The 24,113-nt window shown below is 74.7% G+C and carries 22 protein-coding genes, 1 tRNA gene and 1 pseudogene; all 24 read right to left on the bottom strand.

The window, feature by feature from the left end; all coding sequences use genetic code 11:
- A pseudogene (locus ACZ7RU_RS35570) lies at nt 1-173 on the bottom strand (sulfate adenylyltransferase subunit CysD); the annotation flags it as partial.
- Nucleotides 170-730 carry an adenylyl-sulfate kinase gene (gene cysC, locus ACZ7RU_RS35565; RefSeq protein ID WP_470345140.1) on the bottom strand — a complete coding sequence of 187 codons (561 nt, stop codon included), beginning with the start codon at nt 728-730 and terminating at the stop codon, nt 170-172. The pseudogene ACZ7RU_RS35570 and the gene cysC, both read right to left, overlap by 4 nt.
- A gap of 3 nt (nt 731-733) precedes the next feature.
- Nucleotides 734-1,552, bottom strand: coding sequence for a glycosyltransferase family 2 protein (locus tag ACZ7RU_RS35560; RefSeq protein WP_470345139.1), 819 nt, complete (start codon nt 1,550-1,552; stop codon nt 734-736).
- Between the two features lie 86 nt (nt 1,553-1,638).
- Nucleotides 1,639-2,910 carry an ATP-grasp domain-containing protein gene (locus ACZ7RU_RS35555; protein WP_470345138.1) on the bottom strand — a complete coding sequence of 424 codons (1,272 nt, stop codon included), beginning with the start codon at nt 2,908-2,910 and terminating at the stop codon, nt 1,639-1,641.
- An 8-nt stretch (nt 2,911-2,918) separates the two neighbouring features.
- Complete coding sequence (locus ACZ7RU_RS35550; RefSeq protein WP_470345137.1) at nt 2,919-3,734, bottom strand: sulfotransferase family protein; 816 nt, start codon at nt 3,732-3,734, stop codon at nt 2,919-2,921.
- A 14-nt stretch (nt 3,735-3,748) separates the two neighbouring features.
- Nucleotides 3,749-4,630, bottom strand: a complete 882-nt coding sequence (locus tag ACZ7RU_RS35545; RefSeq protein WP_470345136.1) for a sugar phosphate isomerase/epimerase family protein — start codon at nt 4,628-4,630, stop codon at nt 3,749-3,751.
- Nucleotides 4,627-5,370: a hypothetical protein gene (locus ACZ7RU_RS35540; RefSeq protein ID WP_470345135.1), complete on the bottom strand. Its 744-nt coding sequence runs from the start codon at nt 5,368-5,370 to the stop codon at nt 4,627-4,629. Before ACZ7RU_RS35540 ends, ACZ7RU_RS35545 begins: the two co-directional genes overlap by 4 nt.
- Nucleotides 5,367-6,302, bottom strand: a complete 936-nt coding sequence (locus ACZ7RU_RS35535) for a Gfo/Idh/MocA family protein (RefSeq protein ID WP_470345134.1) — start codon at nt 6,300-6,302, stop codon at nt 5,367-5,369. The genes ACZ7RU_RS35540 and ACZ7RU_RS35535 overlap by 4 nt, the downstream gene beginning before the upstream one ends.
- On the bottom strand, nt 6,299-7,849 hold the full coding sequence (locus tag ACZ7RU_RS35530) for an Ldh family oxidoreductase (protein ID WP_470345133.1): 1,551 nt from the start codon (nt 7,847-7,849) through the stop codon (nt 6,299-6,301). The genes ACZ7RU_RS35535 and ACZ7RU_RS35530 overlap by 4 nt, the downstream gene beginning before the upstream one ends.
- Nucleotides 7,850-7,881: 32 nt before the next feature.
- On the bottom strand, nt 7,882-8,277 hold the full coding sequence (locus ACZ7RU_RS35525; protein WP_470345132.1) for a VOC family protein: 396 nt from the start codon (nt 8,275-8,277) through the stop codon (nt 7,882-7,884).
- A 53-nt stretch (nt 8,278-8,330) separates the two neighbouring features.
- Nucleotides 8,331-9,626, bottom strand: a complete 1,296-nt coding sequence (locus ACZ7RU_RS35520; protein WP_470345131.1) for an ATP-grasp domain-containing protein — start codon at nt 9,624-9,626, stop codon at nt 8,331-8,333.
- Nucleotides 9,627-9,648: 22 nt separating this feature from the next.
- Nucleotides 9,649-10,962: an MFS transporter gene (locus ACZ7RU_RS35515; RefSeq protein ID WP_470345130.1), complete on the bottom strand. Its 1,314-nt coding sequence runs from the start codon at nt 10,960-10,962 to the stop codon at nt 9,649-9,651.
- On the bottom strand, nt 10,959-11,762 hold the full coding sequence (locus ACZ7RU_RS35510) for a polysaccharide deacetylase family protein (RefSeq protein ID WP_470345129.1): 804 nt from the start codon (nt 11,760-11,762) through the stop codon (nt 10,959-10,961). Before ACZ7RU_RS35510 ends, ACZ7RU_RS35515 begins: the two co-directional genes overlap by 4 nt.
- Complete coding sequence (locus ACZ7RU_RS35505; RefSeq protein WP_470345128.1) at nt 11,759-14,824, bottom strand: amino acid adenylation domain-containing protein; 3,066 nt, start codon at nt 14,822-14,824, stop codon at nt 11,759-11,761. Before ACZ7RU_RS35505 ends, ACZ7RU_RS35510 begins: the two co-directional genes overlap by 4 nt.
- A gap of 32 nt (nt 14,825-14,856) precedes the next feature.
- Nucleotides 14,857-16,191, bottom strand: coding sequence for a nucleotide sugar dehydrogenase (locus ACZ7RU_RS35500; RefSeq protein WP_470345127.1), 1,335 nt, complete (start codon nt 16,189-16,191; stop codon nt 14,857-14,859).
- Nucleotides 16,192-16,252: 61 nt separating this feature from the next.
- Complete coding sequence (locus tag ACZ7RU_RS35495) at nt 16,253-16,450, bottom strand: hypothetical protein (RefSeq protein ID WP_470345126.1); 198 nt, start codon at nt 16,448-16,450, stop codon at nt 16,253-16,255.
- Nucleotides 16,451-16,744: 294 nt separating this feature from the next.
- Nucleotides 16,745-17,749, bottom strand: a complete 1,005-nt coding sequence (locus tag ACZ7RU_RS35490; protein WP_470345125.1) for a helix-turn-helix transcriptional regulator — start codon at nt 17,747-17,749, stop codon at nt 16,745-16,747.
- Between the two features lie 994 nt (nt 17,750-18,743).
- Nucleotides 18,744-18,817 (bottom strand) — tRNA-Ala (locus ACZ7RU_RS35485).
- 91 nt (nt 18,818-18,908) lie between these two features.
- On the bottom strand, nt 18,909-19,910 hold the full coding sequence (gene sepX, locus ACZ7RU_RS35480; protein ID WP_470345124.1) for a divisome protein SepX/GlpR: 1,002 nt from the start codon (nt 19,908-19,910) through the stop codon (nt 18,909-18,911).
- A gap of 150 nt (nt 19,911-20,060) precedes the next feature.
- Nucleotides 20,061-20,687, bottom strand: coding sequence for a GNAT family N-acetyltransferase (locus ACZ7RU_RS35475; protein WP_470345142.1), 627 nt, complete (start codon nt 20,685-20,687; stop codon nt 20,061-20,063).
- Nucleotides 20,684-21,217, bottom strand: a complete 534-nt coding sequence (locus ACZ7RU_RS35470) for a MogA/MoaB family molybdenum cofactor biosynthesis protein (protein WP_470345123.1) — start codon at nt 21,215-21,217, stop codon at nt 20,684-20,686. The genes ACZ7RU_RS35475 and ACZ7RU_RS35470 overlap by 4 nt, the downstream gene beginning before the upstream one ends.
- On the bottom strand, nt 21,214-21,654 hold the full coding sequence (gene moaC, locus ACZ7RU_RS35465) for a cyclic pyranopterin monophosphate synthase MoaC (RefSeq protein ID WP_387750568.1): 441 nt from the start codon (nt 21,652-21,654) through the stop codon (nt 21,214-21,216). Before moaC ends, ACZ7RU_RS35470 begins: the two co-directional genes overlap by 4 nt.
- 127 nt (nt 21,655-21,781) lie before the next feature.
- Nucleotides 21,782-23,128, bottom strand: a complete 1,347-nt coding sequence (gene glp, locus ACZ7RU_RS35460; RefSeq protein ID WP_470345122.1) for a molybdotransferase-like divisome protein Glp — start codon at nt 23,126-23,128, stop codon at nt 21,782-21,784.
- A gap of 35 nt (nt 23,129-23,163) precedes the next feature.
- Nucleotides 23,164-24,084 (bottom strand): UTP--glucose-1-phosphate uridylyltransferase GalU, encoded by a 921-nt coding sequence (galU, locus tag ACZ7RU_RS35455; RefSeq protein ID WP_470345121.1) that lies wholly within the window; start codon nt 24,082-24,084, stop codon nt 23,164-23,166.
- Between the last annotated feature and the right edge of the window lie 29 nt (nt 24,085-24,113).

The following is a 24,113-nucleotide window of genomic DNA, read 5'->3' as shown; positions in this document are numbered from 1 at the left end:
GAGTCCTTGCCGCCGGAGAACAGGATCACCGGGCGTTCGAACTCCCCCGCGACCTCGCGGAAGATGTGCACCGACTCCGCCTCCAACGCGTCCAGATGGGACAACGCGAACGGACCCCTTGGACTCCGGGTCCGGGCGTCCGTGCGGACCGGACTGTCGGTCACGGTGGTCATGCCAGGCCCCTCTCGGCGAGCAGCGCGTACACGGCGGACGCGGACTCGGGCGCGCTCTGGTGCTGGGACTCGACCCGCAGGTCCGGTGTCCGGGGCGCCTCGTACGGGTCGTCCACGCCGGTCAGGCCGCTGAGTTCACCCGCCGCCTGCCGGGCGTACAGGCCCTTCACGTCGCGTGCCGAGCAGACCTCCACCGGGGCCGCGACATGGACCTCCAGGTAGGCGGTGCCCTTCGCCCGGTGGCGCTCGCGCACGGCCTCGCGGCTGTCCGCGTAGGGCGCGATCACCGGGACGAGCACCAGCACGCCGTGCGCGGCCAGCAGTTCGGCGACGAAGCCGATCCGCTGGACGTTGGTGTGGCGGTCCTCGCGGGAGAAGCCGAGGCCGGCCGAGAGGAAGCCGCGGACCTCGTCGCCGTCGAGCACCTCGACCCGGCGGCCCGCCGCCCGGAGGCGGCCGGCCAGCTCGTGCGCGATGGTGGTCTTGCCGGCGCTCGGCAGGCCGGTGAGCCAGACGGTGGCCCCCTGCCGGGCGCCGTCCACAGTGCCGGTGGTCATCGCTCAGCCCACCGGGAGCGCGGTGGCCAGCGAATTCGCCGCCTGGAGGCTCAGGTTGAGGCCGGCCGCGGCCGGGTCGTCGGACCAGGGCTGGATCCGGGCGCTCGCGGTGAGCCGGTTCAGCGCGGCGACGGGCGTGCTGCGCGGGGCCAGCCGGCCCGCCCGCCAGGCCTCGCGGAAGGCGATCGCGGCGCCCTTGCTGTTGCGGTGCGCCACCCGCAGGGCGGGCACGAAGTGCACCCGGCCGCCCGTCTCCCCCAGCCGTTCGACGAGCCCGTTGTCGCTGGCCGTGACGACGTCGGGGAAGCCCTCGGCGGCCCGGAACAGCTCGGTCCAGACGGCGGAGTTGCCGCCGGCGAAGAAGGTCACCTCGCTGGCCGCGGCGTGCTGCGCGTAGCGAACCTCGTAGCGGTACTGCCGGGCCCGGGCCACCACTCCGCTGTCGAAGGGCAGCACCCGGCCGGTGATCGCCGCCCGCTCGGCGGTCAGCTCGGCGTCGAGGACCTGGAACCAGTCCGGCAGCGGCCGGGCGTCGTCGTCCAGGAAGGCCAGGACGTCGCCGGTCGCCTGCTCGGCGGCCAAGTTGCGGCTGGCCGCGGCGCCGATCCGGCGCGGGTTGCGGATCAGCCGGACGGCGAAGGGCTGCTCCGCCTCGTCGACGCGCAGCGGCCGGTCGGAGGCGTCGTCGACGAGGATCACCTCGTGGACGATCCCCGTGTCACAGCCGGCGACGGCGGTCAGCAGGTGCCGGATGTCGGACGGCCGGTTGCGCGTGGCGACGACGACCGAGACCCGCTTGCGCGGCGTTGCGTTGCTGCTCATCTCCGAGCTCCCCCTGTGTTCTTGGTGCGGTGCTACTCGTGCGGTGCTACTCGTGCGGTGTTCTGCGTGCGGTGTTCTGTGCGGGTTCAGGCCGTACCGGCGGCGGCGAACGGGTCGAGCACCTCGTCGACCTCGGCGAGCAGGTCGCCGAGGGTGGCCCGGTCGTCCTCGGCGGCGGGCGCGGTGTCGATCCGGATGAGCCCGGCGGCCTGCCGGGCCAGCCGCTCGGCGGTCGCCGCGTCGGCGGCCCGCACCAGTACGTGGCCGCAGCGGTCCTCCGACCAGCGCAGCTCGTGGACGGTGTCGCCGACGTCCACCTGGACGTCCACCTGGGTGACGCCCTCGGCGGCCTCGGCCGCCTCGATCCCGGTCACCGCGGTGACGACGCCGGGCTCGGCCACCAGGAAGCGGATCGCCGCGGCGCCCTCGGCCGGGTGCTCCCCGGGCAGCGGGTCTGCGTCGGCCGCGAGGCGGTAGGCGGCCTCCTCCAGGTCGACCCCGTGCACCAGTCGGACGAGGTCGTTGATGCGGTCCCCGCCGCGGCGGCTGTGCGCCTCCACGACCCGGGGGCCGTCGGCGGTGAGGATCAGCTCGGTGTGGGCGGGGCCGTCGACCAGACCGACGGCGTCGAGCACGGCGGTCACCAGGCTCCGGACGGCGGCCGACTCCTCCTCGGTGATCGCGGCGGGCACGACGTGGCCGAGCTCCACCACCCCGCCGCCGGTGTCCTTGCCGGTGACGGCCACCACCCGGTGGCAGCCGTCGACCGAGAACGTCTCCACGCTCAACTCCTCGCCGAGGAGCAGCTGTTCGACCATGAACTCGTCGAGGCCGAACTCCTCGCGCCAGGCCCAGGCCAGGTCCACCTCGTCCACCGACCCGATCTTGCGGACACCGAGGCTGCCCGAGCCCATGGTCGGCTTGAGCACCGCCGCGCCGTGCGTCCTGACGAACGCGCGCAGTTCCTCCCGCCCCGGGTTGGTCAGCGTCGGGACGGGCCCGATGCCCTCCGCGTTGAGCAGCGCCCGCAGGGCGGGCTTGTCGTGCAGGAGTCGGGTGGTACGGGCGCTGTTGCCGGGCAGCGCCAGGGCGTCGGTGAGGTGGCCGGCCACCGCCTGGGCGGCCTCGGTCTGGGTGAACACCCGGGCGACGGGCTGGTGTTCGTGCAGGGCGCGGACGACGGCGGTGACGGTCGGCACGTCCTGGTAGTCCAGGAGCAGCAGTTGGGCGCAGTGCGGCAGCACCGCGGGGTCGAAGGCCGACGGCTTCTGGACGTGCACCACCGCGAAGCCGAGGGCGGCGGCCTTGCGGACGATGCCGGCCTTGCCGCCGAGGACGAGGATGCGGGTTGCGGACACGGGGGCGGTCACCTCTGGACGGTCGGTACGGGAGCGGCGGGAGCGGCGGGGGCCGGGGCCGCGGCGGACTCCTGCAGCGCCTGCCACACGGCGGCGGTGTCCTGCGGCAGCGCGGCGGTGCCGGCCGCGGCCGGGGTGCGCGGGTTGAGGCCGGCCAGGTACCGGTGGAGGTCGAGCCCGACGAACTCGGACAGCCGGTCGCCCTCCTCGCCCCGGCACAGGGCCTGGTAGTCGATCACCAGTCGGCGCCCGGCGGGCACCTGCGGCTGGAACGCGAGCCAACGGGCGTTCCATGACGTCCATTTGGCCACCGCCGCGGCCTGGCTCTCCGGCTTCCACGGCCGGTCGCCGGTCCACCGCAGCATGGAGCGGGCGGCCTCCTGCGGGTGGCGCACCAGCATGACGTACCGGGCGTCGGGCAGCGCCTCCTCGATCCAGGGCAGGTGCAGCAGGTACTCGTTGTACTTGTCGCCCCAGTGCGGCAGGCCCTCGTTGCTCTCCAGCAGGATGCGACGGGCCAGCGCGACCGGGTCGGTTCCGGCCTCTCCTTCGGCGACCTCTCGGGCCGCCGTCCGCAGGCTCCGCTCGACCCGGGCGCGCCAGGCAGCTACGCCCGCGCCGTCCGGCGGGCGGCGGTCGAGGGCGTGCAGGATCTCGTCCGTCCGCAGGTGGCGGTCGGCCAGGTCGTCCTGGCCGAGCCAGCGGTGGAGCAGGTACGGCAGCTTGCCGTTGACCGTGAAGTGGCCTCCGGCGTCGTGGAACGCCAGGTTCATGGCGTAGGCCAGGGCCGTGGTGCCGCAGCGCTGGGCGCCCAGCAGGATCACCGGTGACGTCCTCACTACCGGACCTCTCTCACTGTCGTGTCGTGCTTCCGCTCGATCCCGGCCGCCATCTCCCGCAGCAGCCGCATGCACTCCGTGCTCGCCTCGAAGCCGCCGGCCGTGAACGACTCGCCCCAGGGCTCGTCGCGCTGTTCCGGGGTCAGCACCCGCCCGATCCGCCAGTGCGTCTCCAGCGAGAGCCAGCCCTGGTAGCCGTCCTCGGCCAGCGTGGCGAGGATCGCGGGCCACGGCAGGTCGCCGTCGCCGAGGCGCACGTAGGCGTTGCGCCCGTCCGGGTCCTTCACGTGGACGTGCCTGATGCGCTCCCGGCCGGCCTTGTAGTCGTCCGGGAACGGCGCCGGGTCCCAGCCGCTGAAGACGCTGTTGCCCGGGTCCCAGAGGATGCCGAGCCGGTCGTCGCCGAGCGCGTCCAGGAACTCCAGGGTGTGCCTCATGGTGGGGCTGTTGGTGCGCTGGCCGGTCTCCACGATCAGCGGGACGCGGTCGAACGGCACCCCGTCCAGCACCTCGCGGGCGGCCGCGGCCGCGGCGCGCGGGTCCGGGTCCCCCTCGCGGTAGAAGGTGAAGATCCGGACGAACGGCGCACCCAACAGCTCGGCCCGCCGGACCGAGTCCACGACCAGCTCCCGCACCTGCGCGATCCCGGCGTCGGTCCGCGGCAGCGCGCACTTCAGCGCGGGCGGGTCGAAGCCGACGACCTCCAGTCCGTGGGCGGCCACGGCGTCCCGCACGGCGCCCAGCCGCGCGTCGTCCATCAGGTGCGGCGGCACCTCGCCGGCGGACCTGATCTCCAGGCCGCCGAAGCCGAGCCGGGCGGCCTGCGCCGCGGCCGCGTGGATGTCCTGGGACAGTTCGTCGTTGATGACGGCGAGTTTCATGAGAGGGCCTCCGCCCCCGCCTCGGGGGCCGTGTCGGTCGGGTACCAGCTCCGGATCAGCGCGACGTCCTCGGCGAGCGAGGCCTCGGCCTTGGACTCCACGGTGACCGCGCGCACCGCTCCGGCGGCGGTGAGCACCGCGCGGGTCTCGGCGGCGCACGAGGCCGCGAGCGGCCGGTGCCGCGAGGTGCCGGGGGCGCTCCAGTCGAATCCCTTGACCTGCGCGTAGGAGGTCCAGGGGGCGAGCGTCGCGGCCGCGGCCACCGGATCGGGGTGGATCCGGGCCAGGCCCATCGTGTCGAGCAGCACCCGGCTGCCCGCCCGCTCGACCAGCTCGACCAGCTCCGGCACCGAGGCGTAGCCGTGGTGGGTCTCCACCAGGACCAGCTCCGGGCCGCCCACCAGCTCGGAGAGTTCGCGCACCTGGGCGAGCGTCGTCCCGATCCGGTCGGCGGCCAGGCAGCCGGCCGCCGCGAACACCTTCACCGGCACGCCCGGCTCCAGGAACCCCCGCTCCTCCCCGGTCAGGGCGGCGCCGTCACCGAGGACCGTCCCCACGCCGACGAAGCACACCTCGACGCCCGCCGCCCGGAGCCCGGCCAGCCCCTCCCGCTGCCAGCCGTGGCCCTTGCCCGCCCGGACGTCGACCGCGGTGCCGCCCAGCGAGCGGACGAGCCGCGCCAGCTCCGTGGCGCCGAGTCCGGCCGCCGAGCCCGAGGAGAGGCCGACCATGGTCGTCATGCCGTCACCACCGGCTGCCGGGCGACCGCCGCCAGGATCTCGGTGACCCCGCGGGCCCCGTCCAGGTGGCAGCGGCGCGGCCGCTCGCCGGTCGCCGCGGCCTCGGCCATCTCCCGGTAGACCTCGCGGCGCAGCGCGGCGGTCGGCTCGGTCGGCCAGGTCTGCTCGTCCCCGCCGATCTGGGTGCTCACCGTGCCGTCGGCGATGCACAGGCCGCGGTCGGGGCCCAGCACCTGTAGCCGCTCGGTGCGCAGGGCCGACTCCGCGGTGATCGTGAAGGCGAGGGTGGCCCCGGTGTGGAACTCGACCAGTCCGGTCGCCCGGGTGTCGATGCCCGGCGTCACCTCCCGGGCGGGGGCCAGCCGGACGGCCTCCGGGCGCCCCATCAGCTGGCAGGCCAGGTCGAGGTAGTGCACGCCCAGGTGCGCGGCGATGCCGCCGAACGCGGAGGCCGGGTCGCTGCGCCAGCCGGCCCGCCGGTAGTGGGCCGGCGGCCGGAACCGCGAGACCTCCAGGACGGCCGTCACCGCCGGGTCCGCCCAGCTGGTGGCGAGGGCGACGTCGGGCAGCCGCATCCGGTGCTGGAGCATCACCCCGATGGGCCGACCGGCCCGGGCCGCGGCCCGGGTCAGCACGTCGAGCTCCTCGACCGACACCGTCGGCGGCTTCTCCAGGAGCACCGCCTTGCCCGCCGCCAGCGCCTCCAGCGCGAGCTGCGCGCGGCCGCCCGGCGGGACGCACAGCGCCACCAGGCCGATCCGCGGGTCGGCGAGCATGCCCGGCCAGGACCGCGCCCGGTCCAGCGTGCCGGTGTCCGCCGACGGGTCCTGGTCCAGCACGGCGACGGCGTGCGCCTCCGCCAGTCCGTCCAGGGCCGCGGCGTGCTGACGGCCGGCCACGCCGAAGCCGACGATTCCCACTCCGAGGCTCATCGCGCGTCACCCGCCGTGGCGAGGGCGCGGTCGGCCGTCCAGCCGAGCTGTTCGACGACCGCCGCGGGCACCGGCACGCCGTGTTCGCGGGCCCTGGCCTCGGCCCGTTCCTCCTGCTGTTCGGGCAGGTGGACGGCGGGCGCGCCCTGGGGGTAGCCGGCGGTGATCGCCGACGACAGCACCCCGAGCAGTTCGTCCACCGGCGGGTTGCCGAAGGCCTCCGGGGACAGCGCCAGGAACAGCTGCGAGCAGTCCATCGACCGCTCCGGCTCGGCCCGCTGCTTGTGCACCAGCGGGCTGACCGTGCCGCCGGCCAGGATGCCGGCCAGCACCTCGGTGATCACGGCCACGCCGAGCCCCTTGTGACCGCCGAAGACGGGTACGGCTCCGCCGCGGTCCAGTTCCTCCGGATCGGTGGTGGGCCTGCCCCGGCGGTCGACCAGCCAGGTCGCCGGGACGGGCTCGCCGCGGTGCGCGGCGTGCCGGACCTTGCCGCTGGCGACGGTGCCGGTGGCGAAGTCCACGACGAGCGGCCGCTGTCCGCTCCGGGGGACGACCATGCACACGGCGTCGTTGCCCAGGGTGGGGCGCCCGGCACCGGGGGCGGCGACGCTGGGCCCCGAGATGTTCAGCACCAGGCCGACCACGCCGTGCCGCACGAAGTGCTCGCGGTAGGCGGCCAGCATGCCGATGTGGTTGTTGCCGCGGACGGCGACCGCGGCCATCCCGTTCTCGGCCGCCCGGCGGGCACAGTCGGCGGCGGCGAGTTCGGCGGCCACCTGGCCGAAGCCCCCGCGGGCGTCGAGCACGGCGACGGGGCCGTCCTGGGAGATCCACTCGGGCTCGGCGGCGGGGTCGATGCCGCCCTTGCCCAGCCGGTCCAGGTACATCGGGAGCAGCCCGACACCGTGCGAGAAGTGGCCCCGCACGTCCGCGTCGACCAGGACCCGGGCCACCAGGGCGGCCCGGTCGGCGCCGACGCCGGCAGCCGTCAGGGAGCCGATCGCGGCCTCGGTCAGGGCCTCGGTCCCGAACCGGACCGCCGGCTCGGCGACGGGCTCCGGGCGCGGCGGCCGGTTCGGGTGCACCACCCGGTCGGCCGCCTCGGCGGCCCCGGCCTCGGCGGTGACCAGCAGCACCGCGCTGCCGCGCCGGGCGGCGGTCCGGGCCGCCTCCGCGGCCGGGCCGGCGTCGGCATCCGACCGCACGCCGGTCGCGTCCACGACCGTCACCGCCGGGATCCGGCCGGCCGGCCCGGGCTGCCCGGGCCGCACCACGGCCACGCCCGCGGGCCGGGCCGGGGCGACCCGGCGCGGCCGGCCGGCACCGACCGCGATCTCGCCGTACTGGGCGCGGCGCGCCCCGGCGAAGACGTCGACCAGGGCCGTCGCCGACGCCGGGTCGTCGGCGAGGACCGCGACGATCTCACCGGCGGCGACGGTCACGCTCAGCCCCGGGACCAGGATGCGCTCGGAGCCCTCGGGCCCCTCGGCCACGATCAGGTCCGCCACGCGCAGTACGGGCACGCGGCCCACCGCTTCGGTCATTGCGACTCCTCGAACAGGCACGGACGGGCTGGTCAGGACGCGTTCTTCGGCTCGAGGAACTCCAGCCGGTTGCCGAGCTTGTCGAAGGCGTAGAAGCGGTCGTGGCCGGGGAAGTTGTCGTCCCAGGTCACCTCGTGGTCGCACTCCTCCAGCCGCTTGGCGAGGGCCCGCAGGTCGCGGACGAGGATGCCGGGGTGCGCCTTGCGGGCCGGGCCGAAGTCCTGCTCGACGCCGAGGTGGACCTCCAGGCCGCCACCGCGGAACCAGCAGCCGCCGCGCGCGGCCAGCACCGGGGGCTTCTCCAGCTCGGTCATCCCCATGACGTCGCCCCAGAACCGCCGGCACAGGTCCTCGGCGCCGGGCGGGATCGCCAGCTGGACGTGGTGCAGGCCGCCGAAGGCGAACTCGGGAAGGTTCTCGTTGCTCATGGTGTGTCCTCGTCTGTCTCTGATGGGTTGCCGGACCGTCGGGTCGGTCCTGGTCAGTCGGTCGTGGCGGTGAGCGCCTCGTGCCGCGCGGCCATGCCGTCGCTGCGCACGGTGAAGGAGAGCTTGCGAACGCCGTCCTGGGCCCGCTTCAGGGCCTCCTCCTGGGTCCCGCCCACCGCGCAGACGTGCGCGGCCCGGGCGAAGGAGCCGGTGACGCCCTTGAGCCGCTTGCCCGGCTCGCGCAGGACCTCGACGTCGACCACGCCCTCCACGGCGCGGGCCTCGTCCTCGCCGGCGATCTCGACGATCTCGCCGACGGCGTCCGGGCAGGCGTACCAGATGGCGGCGGCGCGCGGCCCCTCCCGGTCGGCCGCGAGCGCGGCCCGGACGTCGTCCAGCACCGGCAGGCCGACGGCCTGGCGGGCGACCACCTCGATCAGGTCCACCCCGGAGATCCGGGCCCACAGCTCGGGGATCTCGTCGCCGGCCGGGCGCAGGTGGGTCTCGACGATGTTCACCGCGTCGGCGGCCACCAGCACCTCCGTGTGGGTGACCCCGCGCCGCACGCCCAGCGCGCGCAGCATGTCCCGGACGGCGGCGGCGATCCGCTCCTGGTCGGCGGCGGGCAGCGGGGCCGGGACGACGTGTCCGACCTCGACGAAGTGGTCGTGCTCGGAGATCTTGCGGGTGATGCCGACGACCAGGTGCTCGCCGTCCTCGCTGACGCTCTCCACGCTGTACTCGTCGCCGCTGAGGAAGGGCTCCACCAGCAGCTCGGCGGAGTCGAGGTCACCGGCCCCCTCGGCGCCCCAGGCGAGGGCGCGCTCGATGTCGCCGGGGCCGTCGATCCTTGTCACGCCCTTGCTGGCGACACCGCGCACGGGCTTGCAGATCAACGGGTAGCCGACCTTCTCGGCGACCTCGAGGATGCCCCGGGCGTCGTGCACGGTCTCCGCGAGGACGTCGCCGACCCCGGCGTCGGCGAGGGCCCGGCGCATGGCGCACTTGTCCGCGACGGCCCGGACGGTCTCGGCGCTGTGCCAGTCCAGGCCGAGCGCCACCGCGATCGCCGCGGTCTTCTCGGTGTCCTTCTCGGTGAAGTTGGTGAGCCGGTCGACCGGGTCGGCCGCGTGCACGAAGCGGGCGGCGGCCACCCACTCGTCCACCGGGGCGTCCTCCCGCAGCACGATCAGCCGCTCGATCTTCTCCCGGCTGCGCAGCCGGGGCACGACCTCGGGCCGGCAGATGACGGTGGTGCGCAGGCCCGGCATCGCGGCGCGGGCCCGGTCGGGCAGGTCGCGGCCGCCGCTGACGATCAGCAGGTGCATCGGGTTCGGGGTGTCGGACATGGGTTCCTCCGTACGGGGTGGGTCAGGAGCCGGCGGCCGCGGGCACCGGCGCGGTCTCGTCCACCGGCTGCTCCGGCCGGGGGCGGGTGCCCACCCAGCTCAGGGCGGCGGCGAGCGGGAAGGTGGCGGCCAGGATCAGCCAGCCGGCCGGACCGGTCCGGGAGAGCAGCCACAGGACGACGGCCGGTCCGGCGATCTCCGCCATCGAGAAGCCGACGTTGAAGAAGGAGAGGTAGCGGCCCTGGGCGGCCTCCGGCGACATCGCGAAGGAGATCTCCCAGGAGGAGGCCGAGTGCAGCAGTTCGGCGACGGTCAGCAGCAGCAGCGCGGCGACGAGGGCGGCGGCGGCTCCGGCCGGCAGGCCGACGGCACCGCTGAGGGCGAAGGCGAGGCAGGAGGCCGTCAGCAGCGCCGCGGACCGGTTGGTGGCCCGCCGGGCGCTGGCCATGTCGTCGATGTGCTTGGTCACCCGCACCTGGAAGAGCACCGTGATCACCGTGTTGGTGGTGACCAGCACCGTGATCATCCAGATCGGGGACCTGGTGTGCTCGGCGACCCACAGCGGCAGCACCGTGATCAGGATGGCGTCGTGCAGGAACAGCACGCCGTTCGACGCGGTCGCGGCCACGAACCGCCAGTCCCGGATCGGCGGGACGACCGCGACCGCGGGCTCGTCGCCGTCCCCGCCCTTGGCGACCGGCCGGACCTTGGGGAGCATGCCGATCAGGGTGAACACGAACAGGAAGCTGATCGCGTTGCCGATGAACAGCCAGCGGAACAGGGTCACCGAGTCGGTGGTCAGCGCGACGCCGGCGATCGAGAAGCCGACGGTGAAGCCGAGGTTGCGCAGCGCCCGGATGAAGCCCATGGTGCGGTTGCGCTCGGCGCCGACGATCAGCTGGCCGACCAGTGCCTGGTTGAGCGGCTGGCCGGCCCGGTCCATCACGAACAGCAGGCAGGCCGTCACCACGAACTGGCCGAAGCCGTGGACGTTCAGGTAGGCGAGGTAGCCGACGAACCGCCAGAGGCAGACGATCATCAGCATGGCGCGCGGGCCGAACCGGTCGGCAAGCCGGCCCATCGGGACGGCGGTCAGCAGGCCGACGACGCCGGCCAGGGCCATGCCGACGCCGAGCTGGGTCTCGGTCAGCCCGGCGAACCTGGTGAAGTAGAGCGCGGAGCCGGCCAGGAACATACCGGTGCCGACCGAGCCGACCAGCGCGTTCACGGCGATGATCCGGGACTCCCGGGTGGCCGGCATGGCCTTGGTCAGCCGGCTGCCCCAGCCGGTGGAGCCGGTCGGCTCCGTGCTGGAGCCGGTGGTCGAATCGGTCACGGTCGTTCTCCTCGAAGGTCGTCGCGGTCGGCGGGACGGGCCGCCGCCCCTGCGGGCCGCCACTGGGCGCGCCAGTGGCGGACCAGCCCGTCCCACGTGCCGGTCGCTCCGGACGGCAGGTAGGTGCGCCGGATCGCCTGTGGCGCCGCGTGCCACGGCTCGGCGGGCGAGCGCACCGTGCCGAAGGCCAGGACGTCACCGGGCAGGCCGGGTTCGGCCGGGATGCCGCCGTAGGGGTAGGCGAAGAGCCGGGCGGGGCCCGGCCCGTACCGGGCGGCGATGTCCGCCAGGGACGCGCGCACCTCGTCCTGCGCCTGCTCCGGCGGCAGCCGGTCGAGGTGCGGGTGGGTGCGGGTGTGCGCCGCGATCAGGTGGCCGTCGTCGGCCAGCCGGTCGCACTCGTCCCAGGTGAGGTAGTCCTCCCGGGGCCGCCCGCCACGTTGCCCGAGCAGGCCGGTGCAGACGAAGAAGACGGCGCGCACGCCGAGTTCGCGCAGGATCGGGCGGGCGTGGACGAGGTTGTCCCGGTACCCGTCGTCGAAGGTCACCAGCACCGTCGGCCGGTCGGGCCGGACGGGACCGGACGGGGCGAGCAGGTCGTCCGGCCGGTACGGGTCGAACCCGGTCAGCACCCGTTCCATGCCCTCGGCGAACTCCCGTGGCGTCAGGGCGGTGTAGTGCCGGACGTCCGGGTGGACGTGGTGGAAGTACAGCGCCAGGGGCGTGCCCGGGGCGCTGCCGGTCGCCGGCTGGTGCTCCGCCGCGACACCGGGGACGAACGGGGCGCCGGTCGGGTTCACCGGGCACCTCCGGCCGGCTCCGGACGGGCGCCGCACTCCGCCAGGACCTCGGTCATGGCCCGTTCGATCTCCGCGGCCAGCCCTTCGATCCGGTCCGGACGCCAGTGCCCGGTCGAGTACTTCAGGCTCACCTCCAGCTCGCCGCCGACGATGTCGCCCTCGACCATCAGCAGGTAGCGCTCGCACTGGCGCGGGGACCGCTGGGCGCCGTGGTCCTCGTCCGCCGGCCGCAGCACGGCGCCGGGGGCGCGCTGCTCCAGCCGCAGCAGGTGGCCGCGGAAGTTCAGCCGCACGGACGGCCGCGGGCGGGCGTTCAGCGCGTCGCGCTCCTGCGGTACGGGCGAGCCGAAGCGCAGCGCGTCGAAGCCGTGGCGCCGCGGCGGCAGGTCGGCCAGCGCGGCCAGCGCGGTGCGCAGCGCGGCCGGGCCGCCGCCGGACCACCGCAGCACCGCCGGGAAGGTGCTCTGCACGTAGCCGACCGTGCGGGACAGGTCCAGGTTCCCGACCGGGACGTCCCGGCTGTGCGCGTACACGTCCACGCCGTGGACCGGTTCCCCGGTCCACCGGGCGAGCCCGCCGACCAGGCAGCCGAGCGTGAAGTCGTGCGGGGCGATGCCCTCCTCGGGCAGTGCGTGGGTGACCAGCCGGGTCGCCTCGGGGCCGAGGCGGAACCGGTGGACGCGCAGGCTCGGGAGCGGGCCGGGGCCGTCCGAGTCCGGCGTCAGCGCGGCGAATCCGCCGGTGCCGGCCGTCCAGGCCGCGGCGTCCTGCCGGGCCTCGGGGCTGTCCAGCCAGGAGCGCAGCGCCGTGCCGATCGCGCGGGGGCCGGCCGTGGCCGGCTCCGGGGAGGTGCCGGCGAGCAGCGCCTCCAGGTCGTCGACCAGCAGGCCCATGGAGACGCCGTCCAGGACGAAGTGGTGCACGGTCAGCAGCAGCCGGGCGGTTCCGTCGCCGACGTCGACGTGCAGCAGCCGGAACACCCGGCCGTCGGCCAGGGACATCGAGGTCTGTGCCGAGGCCAGGGCGGACTCCAGCCGTGCGCGGCGCCCGTCGGCGGGCACCTCCCGCAGGTCGACGCGCTCGACCACGCGCGCGGGGTCCGGCGCGGTGAGCACGGCGGTGCCGTCCGGGTTCAGCGCGGTGCGCAGGGCCGGGTGGCGGCGCAGCAGTTCGGCGGCGACGGCGGTGAGGCGGTCGGCGTCCGGGCTCGGGTCGACGGTGAACAGGGCGTTGAGGCAGAAATGGTCCGGCTCGACCCACCGGCCGTCGTGGAGCCAGCGCCGCTGGGCGGGCAGCAGGTCGAGCGGGCCGGGCGGCTCCTCCTCGACCGGCGGGAGCGGCGCGCCGCGCCGCCCGGCACGGTCGACGGCGCGGCGCGCGGTGCGTCCGGCCAGCAGGTCCGCGGGCTGGAGGGCGAGCCCGCGCGAGCGCATCCGCGCGCAGACCCGCATCGCCATCAGCGAGTCGCCGCCGTGGGCGAGGAAGTCGTCGTCCGGTCCGAGCGCGGGGGCCTGCAACAGCGTGCGCAGCAGCCGGACGGTCTCCTCCAGGGGCGTGCCGCCCGGTCCGGCCGTCTCCTGGGGGGCGGTGAACCGGGCCGTGGCGGCCGCGGCCGCGGCCCGGCGGTCGATCTTTCCCGAGGTGGTCAGCGGCAGCCGGTCGAGGACGGCGATCCGGCCCGGCACCAGGTAGCCGGGCACCCGGGCGCGCAGGCGTTCCCGGACGGCCTCGGGGCCGGGGCCATCCGGGGCCGGGGTGATCGCGGCGGCCAGCAGGTGGCCTCCGGTGCCGTCGTCCAGGGTGAAGGAGACCGCCGAGGTGATGCCCGGCAGGTCGAGCAGGTGCCGGTCCACCTCGTCCAGTTCGACGCGGTGGCCGCGGATCTTGACCTGGTTGTCGATGCGGCCGAGGAAGTCGAGGTTCCCGTCCGGGTCGCGGCGCACCAGGTCACCGGTGCGGTACATCCGGGCGGCCGGGCCCTCGAAGGGGTCCGGCAGGAAGCGCTCCGCGGTGCGCCGGGGGTCGTGGAGGTAGCCGGCGGCCAGCAGCGGGCCGCCGATCCACAGCTCGCCGGGCTCGCCGGGGGTGACGGGCTGCCGCCGGTCGTCCAGGACGTGCAGGCGCCGGTCGCCGACCGGGCGGCCGATCGGCAGGCCACCGGCCTCGGCGAGCTCCGCGTCCGGGGGCAGGAGCAGGGCGGTCGCGGTGATCACGGTCTCGGTGGGCCCGTACCCGTTGACCAGCACGGTGTGCCCGAGCGGGGTGCGCCGGTGGGCCCGGGCGTCGGCCGCGGTCGCGCTCTCGCCGCCGATGACGGTCGTCCGCACCCCCGCGAAGCCGGGCCGGTCGACGCCGTCCAGCTCGGCGCAGAGCATCCGCCAGTACGCCGTGGGGAGTTGGAGGACCGTCACGGCGAGCGTGCGGAGGAGGTCCGCGAGCGCCCCGGAGTCCGGGACGCCGCCGCCGTGGAAGGCGAGGGTGCCGCCGGCGGCGAGGGTGGGCCAGATCTCCTCCTGGGCGACGTCGAACCCGATGCTCGCGAACTGCAGGACGGTGTCGGCCTCCGTCAGCCCCAGCAGGTCGACGACCGCGTCGACGTGGCCGGCCAGGGCCGGGTGCCCGACCAGGACGCCCTTGGGCGTGCCGGTCGAGCCGGAGGTGTAGATGACGTACGCGGGGTCGGCCTGCGCGAGGGGCTCGGCGCGCTCCGGGCTCAGCCCGGTGACGCCCGTGCCGTCGATCAGGGCGACGGCCCGGGAGTGCCGGAGCAGGTGGTCGCGGCGCTCCGGCGGGGTGGCGGTGTCGACCGGCAGGAACGCGGCGCCGGCGAGCCAGGCCCCGAGCATGGCGACGATCGCACCGGGGCCGGAGGGCAGCCGGACGGCGACGACGTCCCCGGGGCGCACCCCGTGCGCCCGCAGCTCGTCGGCGCGGCCTTCCGCCCGCTGCCACAGTTCGGCGTAGCTGACGGTGGTGTCCGGGGTCCGCAGCGCGGTGGCGGCCGGGTCGGCGAGGACGCGGGTCCGGATGAGCCCCGGCACTCCGGTGGGCGTGGTGGTCATGGTCGGGGGCCTGTCAGCGGGTCGTTGCACGGTCATGAGGGGGTGGTCCCGGTGGTGGCGGCGGGCCCGCTGGGGTCGAGGAGCAGCCTGGCCCCGGCGAGCAGTTCGTCCCGGTAGGCGCGGTGGCGCTGCACCATGACGGTGAGGTCCGCGGTCGCCAGGTCGGCCGGCAGGTCCCGGCTGGGGCGCAGCTCGCGGCCGCGGGCCCGGAAGGCGTCGACGTACGGGTCGTGGAAGACGACGTCCGCTCCGGCGCCGAGCAGTTCGGCGGCCAATGGCTCGGCGGGCGAGTGGCGGATGTCCGCGACGTCGGGCTTGTAGGTGACGCCGAGCAGCAGCACCCGGGCGCCGCGTACGGCGATCCCGTGGCGCGCCAGCAGGTCCCGGGCGCGGGAGGCGACCCAGACCGGCATCGAGTCGTTGATCCGCTGGGCCTGTTCGGCCATGCGGAAGGGCAGCCCCTCCTGGGCGGCGCGGTGCACGAGGTAGAGCGGGTCGACGGGGATGCAGTGGCCGCCGACCCCGACGCCGGGGCGGAAGGGGGTGAACCCGAAGGGCTTGGTGGCGGCCGCGTCGATGGTGTCCCAGACGTCGACGCCGAGCCGGTGGCAGATCTGCGCGAACTCGTTGATCAGGGCGAGGTTGACCTGGCGGTAGGTGTTCTCCAGGATCTTCGCGGCCTCGGCCTCACGGGGGGAGCGGGTCACGTGGACCTGCTCGGTCAGCTCGCGGTAGAAGCCGGCCGCCCGCGAGCGGCACTCGGCCGTGAGCCCTCCGACGACCTTCGGGGTGTTGTGGAAGCCGAACCGCTGGTTGCCCGGGTCGACGCGCTCCGGGGAGAAGGCCAGGTGGAAGTCCTCGCCCGCCACGAGACCCGACTCCTCCAGGGTCTCGCGGATCACCCCTTCGGTGGTGCCGGGGTAGGTGGTCGACTCGATGATCACCAGCTGGCCCGGCCGGAGGTGGTCGCGGACCGTGCGGGTCGCGGAGAGCAGCGGCCCGAGGTCGGGCACCCCGTGGGCGTCCACCGGGGTGGGCACGCAGACGGCGATCACCGAGCACTCGCTCAGGTACGCCGGGTCGGTGGTCGCGTCCAGCAGGCCGGAGACGGTGGCGAGTTGTTCCCCGGTCACGGTGTCCACCGGCGGGCTGCCGATGTTGACCTGGGCCACCAGGAAGTCGTTGAGGTCCAGTCCCCTGGTGCGGTGTCCGGCCTCCGCCGCGGCCACGGCGAGCGGCAGTCCGGCGTAACCGATGCCGATGACGGCGACCTCGATGGTGCGGGTGCGGTCCAGGACCGCGGCCCGTCCGCGGCCGGGGGCGAACCGCGCCACGGAGACCGGTGGCGCGCTGTCGATCAGATCCATCTCGGGCTCCTCAGCTCCTCGGGAAACGGTGGGATTCGCGCGGGTGGGAGGACCGTGCGCGCTACCACCAGCCGTTCTCGTTGGGCGGGGTGGTGCTGCCGCCCGTCTGCGCCGTGGCGGGCTGGCCCGTGGCGGCCTCGGCGGCCGTGACGCTCGGGCCCGTCCCGGGCTGGACGGTGGCCGTGGCGGTGGCCGTCGTCACCCCGGCGACGGTGAGGGCGAGGACGGCGGCGGTACACAGACGGGCACGTGCAGACATGGGTATCCCCCGTACGGTTTGTCAGGAATTCGAGAGCGAGTCGGTTCCCGGCGTTCGATCCGCCGGCCCCTGTCCGAACTCGCACCACCAATCCTGTGGGACGGGCCGACGTGGATCAACGAATCGGAGCGGCAGCAACCCGTCATGACGGAGCTTTGCCACCCACCCGGTTTGTCTCACGATCCGAGACGAACGGGGGTGCGAACAGGGGCGAACCATGATGAATCACCCGCTCCGGAACGCAGAAGGGGCGGGCCACCGCAGTGGCCCGCCCCTCCCCCTTCGCCGGTCGCGTCAGTCCAGCATCCCCAGCTCCGCGATCCGCATGGCGGCCTGGAAGCGCGTTTTCACGCCAAGTCTGTCGAGCAGCGCTGAAACGATTCTGCTGAAGGTGCGTGGCGAGATGCCGAGCTGACGGGCTATCGCCTCGTCCTTGACCCCGTCCGCGAGCAGCCGGACCACCACGAGCTCCTGGCCGTCCAGCGCGACGGCCTGCCGCTCCGACGCGTGCGGCACCGGCGCGTGCTGCACCGGCGTGGCGTTGTGCCAGCAGTAGTCGTAGAACGCGTGCAGCGAGGCGACGAGCTCCTTCCCGTGGATCGCGAACGCCCCCTGGCTGCTGTCCTCCGGGTTGATCGGCAGCACGGCGAGCTCGTCGTCGAAGAGGATCATGCGCAGCGGCAGGTACTCGGCGACGCGGACCCCCTTGCCCGGCCGGGCCGCGTCCGCCAGGTACGCCGCCATGTACGGGACCGCCGCGGTACGCCGCTGGTACAGCCCCTCCACGACGATGCCCCGGCCCTCCATCTCCTTGTCCCGGAGCAGCATGTCGTCGATCAGCTCCTCGGGCGGCGGCCCGCCGGGGTGCATCGCGCGCAGCCGCGAGCGGACCATGCTCCCGGCGTCGTCCAGGAAGGCGTTGACCAGCGCCGGCGTCGCCAGCTTCTCGACCTCCACCGCCTCCCGGCGCTCGTCCCGCAGGTCCGGGAAGCCGTGCACCACGGAGGAGATGGCCGTACGGATCCTGGCGACGTGCTGGAGGTGCGCGGTGACCAGCCGTTCCTCCGCCGAGAACAGCCGGGACAGCGCCGCCTCCGGATCCACGGTGACGAAGCCGCACGGCGCACCGGGCGACGGGGCCAGCAACCCGCTGGCACTGAGCCGCTCGCACGCCTCCTCCGCCTCCCCGACCGAACACCCGGCCTCCACCGCCACCTCGTCCAGCGACCAGACGGGATTGCGGTAGATCAGCCCGTACAGCTTCCGGTCCGCCTGCGCCACATCGTCGACACCACGCACTGCTCTCCCCCTGTTTCCTTCCGCCCTGACTCCAGGCCACGTCCCGGCACCCGACCCGGGAAACACGTCCTGCCCATGGCCGCCGCCGACAAATGGACCGGAGACCCGGCAGGCACATCCCCCCCTCACCGAAGAACGGAACCCCAAGGCCGCCCGAGCATAACCGTCCACACCCTCGGACGGCGGCTCCCGGGGTATCCGGATTCGGGCCCGAGGCCTCCCCGATCACCGGAATCCGGTAGGAATCCGGCATCACACCGCCCGCCCGCGCGATTCCTCCGGCGGCGGCCATTCCCCGCAGCCGCAGCACACGCGCCCACTGCGGCCGAACGGGCGCCAGGGGACGGGTCGTTCCCCTGGAACGCGCACCGCGGGCGACCGCCGGCGCGGCGCTGTCCGGAAGCCCCGCTCCCGGCCGCATCCGCCCAGCCCGCGGCATTCGACACGAAACACCGCCAAGGCCCCGACTCGGACCTGCCGCCCGAAAGCGGAATTCGCCCCGGCCGCGGGTTCCGCGCGAATTCCCACGCGACGGTCCGGGGATTGACCTGACGGGAAACAATGGGCTTCCGCGCATATTCCGGACCATCCGATTCCCGGAGAACGGCAAAGGCCGGGGGCGGAAGCCGGTCGCGGGCCGAAACCGCGTCAGACCCCGCACCGAGGACCCGCGGGGCCCGGGCGGGCCCTGGAGGCCCCCGACGGGCGCGTGGAGGGCCCGCCGGGCACACGCGGACCGCCGAGGCCGCCCGTGCGCCGCCCAGGCCTCCTCGCGACCCCGCACGCTGACGGTCGAGCACCTGCGCACCGCCGGGGCCCCCGCGCGCGGGCGCCCGCCGGCGAAGCGAGGGCCACCCCACAGGGCGGTGTGACCCTCCTCACGGAAGAGCCCGCCCCGACCCTCCGGACCCACCGGGACCCGCAAAACGCGAAATCCCCCCGGGAGTTGCCTCCCGGGGGGATTTCGCCGACCGGCCGGAGCCGATCCGTTGGGTGGAGCTGAGGGGATTCGAACCCCTGACCCCCTCGATGCGAACGAGGTGCGCTACCGGACTGCGCCACAGCCCCAACGAGAAGAAACTCTAGCACCTTTCGGAGGGGGTCTGTGACCACCCCCCGGATCACGCCGCTGGTCGGGGGGCGGCCCAGGGCCCTTCGGCTACTCGTTGGCCGCGCGCGGACGCGGCTCGGGGGCCTCGGGGTCTGCGTACTGGTCGAAGAGCGGGGTCCTGCGGGGCTCGGCGGGGCGGCCGGCGGTCCAGGTACCGGGGGCCGACAGGTCGAGGCCGCGGGAGACCCTGGGCGCGACCGGGGCGGTCACGTAGGTCGGCAGCGGGACGGGCACCGGCTCCCAGGAGTCCGGGCCGGCCGCACCGCGCTCGCGCATGCCGTCGACCCACTCCTCGTGCTCGGTCGCCTCGGCCACCGCGGAGGCGGAGGGCACCGAGACGGTGGCCTGCTCCGGGTCGGCCGCCAGCCGCAGGTGCGGACGGCGGGCGGCCCGCTCCTCGGCGGGGGCGGCCGGAGCCGGTTCCGCGCCAGCGGGGGCCTCGGCCGGGGCCCCGCCGGGAGCCTGGGCCCCGGCCCGCTGCTGCTCGCGCTTGCGCAGCCGCTCGGCCGCCTGGGCGGCCCGGACCCGGTCGAGCTTCACCTCGTACCGCTGGCGCTCCAGCTTGCGCAGGTGGCCGATGTACAGGGTGAGGAGGACCGCCGGGACCGCCGGCACCCAGAGGAAGGCCAGTCCGGCCACCGCGGCGACCACCGCGCCCAGCGCGAAGGAGAGGAACAGGGCGGTGACCATCCGGCGCCGGCGGGCCAGCAGCTGCGCCCGTCGCTCGGTGCCCGCCCTCGGCTCGGGGACGGGCCGCTCGGCCGGGCGCTGCGCCGGGGGTTCGGGCTCCCGCGCGGGGTCGCCGGAGGCGGTCGCGTCCCGTTCGGGAGGACCGTCGTCGCTCTGTTCGCCGTCACGCGGTTCGTCGCCCAGGGCCCGGGCTGCCCGCCGCTCCAGCGCCGAACGCCCGGCCAGCAGGCGGATGGCGGTGCTGAAGCGTTCCGTCGGGCGCGCCTCGTTGAGTTCGTCCTGCCTGCGGAGCCACATCGGCACCAGATAGGCGGCCCAGGCCCCTACGATGACGGCGTAGATAAGGCCGCTACTGCTCACGATTCACACCGTACGGGCGCCGGGGAAGGCCTGGCAGCAATTTGGCACGGCGTGTCGTGTGATCAAGCTGATTCTCCGACTATTTTGCCGCTATTTGTGGGGGTCCGGTGCCCCGTCGATGCCATATCGATATTTCATTCGAACATGTATTCAATTACTGGCCCCTCGCCCGGACCTGAGCGTCCGCCAGCGCTCCAGCATCCCCTCCGGGACCTCCTCGGCGGTCAGCGCGTACACGAGGTGGTCCCGCCAGTCGCCGTCGATGTGGAGATAGCGCGGCCGGATTCCCTCCGAGCGGAAGCCCAGCTTTTCCACCACGCGCCGGCTCGGGCCGTTCTCCGGGCGGATGCAGACCTCGATCCGGTGCAGGCCGAGGGTGCGGAAGCAGTGGTCAACCGAGAGCGCCACGGCGGTCGGGATGATGCCCTGGCCGGCCACCGACTCGTCCACCCAGTACCCGATGTTCGCCGAGCACATCGACCCCCAGGTGATCCCGCCGACCGTCAACTGGCCGACCAGCCGGCCCTTGTGGACCACGACGAAGGGCAGCATCCGGCCGGCCGAGGCCTCGCCGCGCAGGAAGCGGACCATCTGCCGGTACGTCGGCCGGGGCCCGGCCGCCTGGCCCGCCGCGCCGGGCGGCACGGTGGCCTCCCAGCGGCGCAGCCAGTCCCGGTTGCGGCGGCTCACCTCCTGCCACTCGCGCTGGTCGCGCGCCCGGATCGGGCGCAGCACGACGTCCCCCTCGTGGAGCTCTACCGGCCAGCCGGCGTTCAGTGCCCTCTCCTGGATTCTGGAGCCCCGGGTGCCGGGGCGTCGGTCCGGGGGTGGTCCCCGCCGCGAAGCTGGTCGACGGCGTGGGCGAGCAGCGGCTCCAGGACGGCCAGGCCGTCCTTGACGCCGCCGGTCGAGCCCGGCAGGTTGACGATCAGGGTACGTCCGGCGAGCCCGGCGAGCCCGCGGGAGAGCGCCGAGGTGGGCACCTTCTCCCGGCCGTACGCGCGGACGGCCTCGGCGATGCCGGGGATCTGGCGGTCGATCACCCGGGCGGTCATCTCGGGGGTGAGGTCCATCGGCGAGATGCCGGTGCCGCCGGTGGTCAGCACCACGTCGTAGCCGGCCGCGACGGCCTCGCGCAGCACGGCCTCCACCGGCTCGCCGTCCGGGACGACCCGGGGGCCGTCGGCGGTGAAGCCCATCGCGGTCAGGCCGGCCACCAGCAGCGGGCCGCCCCGGTCCTCGTAGACCCCGGCCGAGGCCCGGTTGGACACGGTGACGGCCAGTGCCCTCCCCGCCGCGCCCGTCACGCGTCCACCTCCGGGGCGAACCAGTCGCCGCTCTTGCCGCCGGTCTTGCTCAGCACCCGGACCGACTCGATCGTGGCACCCTTGTCCACCGCCTTGACCATGTCGACGACGGTCAGCCCGGCCACCGCGACGGCGGTCAGCGCCTCCATCTCGACGCCGGTGCGGTCGGCGGTCTTCACGGTGGCGGTGATCTCCACCGCGTCGTCCGCGACGGCGAGGTCGACCTTGACGCCGGAGACCGCGATCGGGTGGCAGAGCGGGATCAGGTCCGGGGTCTTCTTGGCGCCCATGATCCCGGCGATCCGGGCCACCGCGAGGGCGTCGCCCTTGGGCACGCCCTCGCCGCGCAGCAGCTCGACCACCTGCGGGGAGACCCGCACCCGGCCGGCCGCGACGGCGGTGCGCGCGGTGGTGGCCTTCTCGGAGACGTCGACCATCCGGGCCGCGCCCTGGTCGTCGACGTGGGTGAGGCGGTCGCCGGGGGGAGGTGTCGTCACGGGTAACTCCAGGGGCGCGCAGGTGGAATACCGCGCTACCGTACCGTTCCCGGGCCGCCGGGGCCGATCAGGAGTCCAGCAACACCACGTCCACCTCGCTGCCGGCGGGCAGTTCGGTGGTGTCCTCGGGGACGGTGATCAGACAGTTCGCCCGGGCCAGCGCGCCGACCAGGTGCGACCCGGCGCCGCCCACCGGCTCGACCGTGCCGTCCGCCGCCGAGTAGCGGCCGCGCAGGAACTGCCGGCGGCCGGCCGGGGAGCGCAGCGCCGCCGGGCAGAGCGCGCGGACGACCGGGCGGTGCACGTCGGAGGCCCCGAGCATGGTGCGGATGACCGGGCGGACGAAGAGCTCGAAGGAGATGTAGGCGCTCACCGGGTTGCCGGGCAGGGCGAGCAGCGGCACCCCGGGCGCACCGCCGATCCGGCCGAAGCCCTGCGGCTTGCCGGGCTGCATCCGCAGCCTGCGGAAGTCGACGTCGGCGGCTCCGCCGTAGGTCTCGAAGACCTCCTTGACCACGTCGTACGCGCCGACGCTGACCCCGCCGCTGGTGACGATCAGGTCGGCACGGCCGAGCTGCTCGTCCAGGACGGCGCGCAGCCGGTCCGCGTCGTCCGGGACGGCGCCGACCCGGTAGGCGATGGCGCCGGCCTCCTGGGCGGCCGCGGTGAGGGTGAAGCTGTTGGAGTCGGCGATCTGCCCGGGGCCGACCGGCTCGCCGGGCTGGACCAGCTCGCTGCCGGTGGACAGCACCACGACCCGGGGGCGCGGGCGGACCTTCACGGTCGGGCGGCCGATCGCGGCGAGCAGGCCGAGCTGGGCGGGGCCGAGCCGGGTGCCGGCCTCCAGCACCCGGGTGCCGGCCGCGACGTCGCTGCCGCGGCGGCGGACGTGCGCACCCTCGGCGACCGGGCGCAGGACCCGGACCTCCTCGTCCGGGACCGGCGCGGTCATCGCGGCGGCGGCCACCCCGGTGCCGGTGCCGCCGTCGGTCCACTCGACCGGGGCGACGGCCCGGGCGCCGGGCGGCAGCGGGGCGCCGGTCATGATCCGGGCGGCCTGGCCGGGGCCGACCCTGGGCAGCTCGTCGGCGCCGGCGGCGATGTCGCCGACCACCGAGAGCACCGACGGGTAGGTGTCGGTGGCCCCCTCGGTGTCGGCGGTGCGGACCGCGTAGCCGTCCATCGAGCTGTTGTCGAAGGGCGGCAGGTCGCCGTCGGCGATCACGTCCTCGTCGAGCCGGCACCCCTGGGCTTCGAGCAGTCGGAGCTCGATCGCGGGCAGCGGGCCGACCGCGGCCAGCACGTCGGCGAGGTGCTCGTCCACGGTCCAGAGGCGGGGGGCCGCCGGGGCCGGGTCCGCTCCGGCGTCGCAGCAGGCGCTGGGCGTGGTGCTGTGCTCGGTGGACCCGGTCATCGGCGACTCGCTCTCTGTCGGTGGTCGGCCCTGCGTCAGGCCTGCATCTCGGAGCCGACGAACTCCCGCAGCCAGGAGCGGAACTCCGGGCCCAGGTCCTCGCGTTCGGCGGCCAGACGGACGATAGCGCGCAGGTAGTCGGCGCGGTCGCCGGTGTCGTAGCGGCGGCCCTTGAAGAGCACGCCGTGCACCTGGCCGCCGTCCGCGGCCTCACGGTCGGTCAGCGCGCGCAGGGCGTCGGTGAGCTGGATCTCGCCGCCGCGGCCGGGCGGGGTCTCCCGCAGCACGTCGAAGACCAGCGGGTCGAGGACGTAACGGCCGATCACCGCGTAGTTGGACGGGGCCTCTCCGGGCTCGGGCTTCTCGACCAGGTCGGTCACCTGGAAGACGTCCTCGCCGAAGCCGTTGGCCTTGACGGCGGCGCAGCCGTAGAGGTGGATCTGGGAGGGCTCGACCTCCATCAGGGCGACGACCGAGCCGCCGAGCTGCTGCTGCACCTCGATCATCCGGGAGAGCAGCGGGTCGCGCGGGTCGATCAGGTCGTCGCCGAGCAGGACGGCGAAGGGCTGGCCGGCGACGTGCTGCTCGGCGACCGAGACGGCGTGGCCGAGGCCCTTCGGGTCGCCCTGGCGGACGTAGTGCATGTTGGCCAGCTCGACGGACTCGCGGACCCGGGCGAGGCGCTGCTCGTCGCCCTTGCGGACCAGCAGCTCCTCCAGCTCGTAGGCGCGGTCGAAGTGGTCCTCCAGGGCCCGCTTGTTGCGGCCGGTGACCATCAGTATGTCGGACAGGCCCGCGGCGGAGGCCTCCTCGACGACGTACTGGATCGCCGGCTTGTCGACGACCGGGAGCATCTCCTTCGGGGTGGCCTTGGTCGCCGGGAGGAAGCGGGTGCCCAGTCCGGCCGCGGGTACCACGGCCTTGGTTACCGGAACTCGGGAGTTGGTCGTCGTCATGCGTTTACCTTACTCAGGCACGTTTTCGC

It is taken from the genome of Kitasatospora sp. NPDC114501, assembly GCF_055633695.1.
The sequence above is the reverse complement of the archived record's forward strand: the minus strand, read 5'-3'. Positions and strand labels throughout refer to the sequence as shown.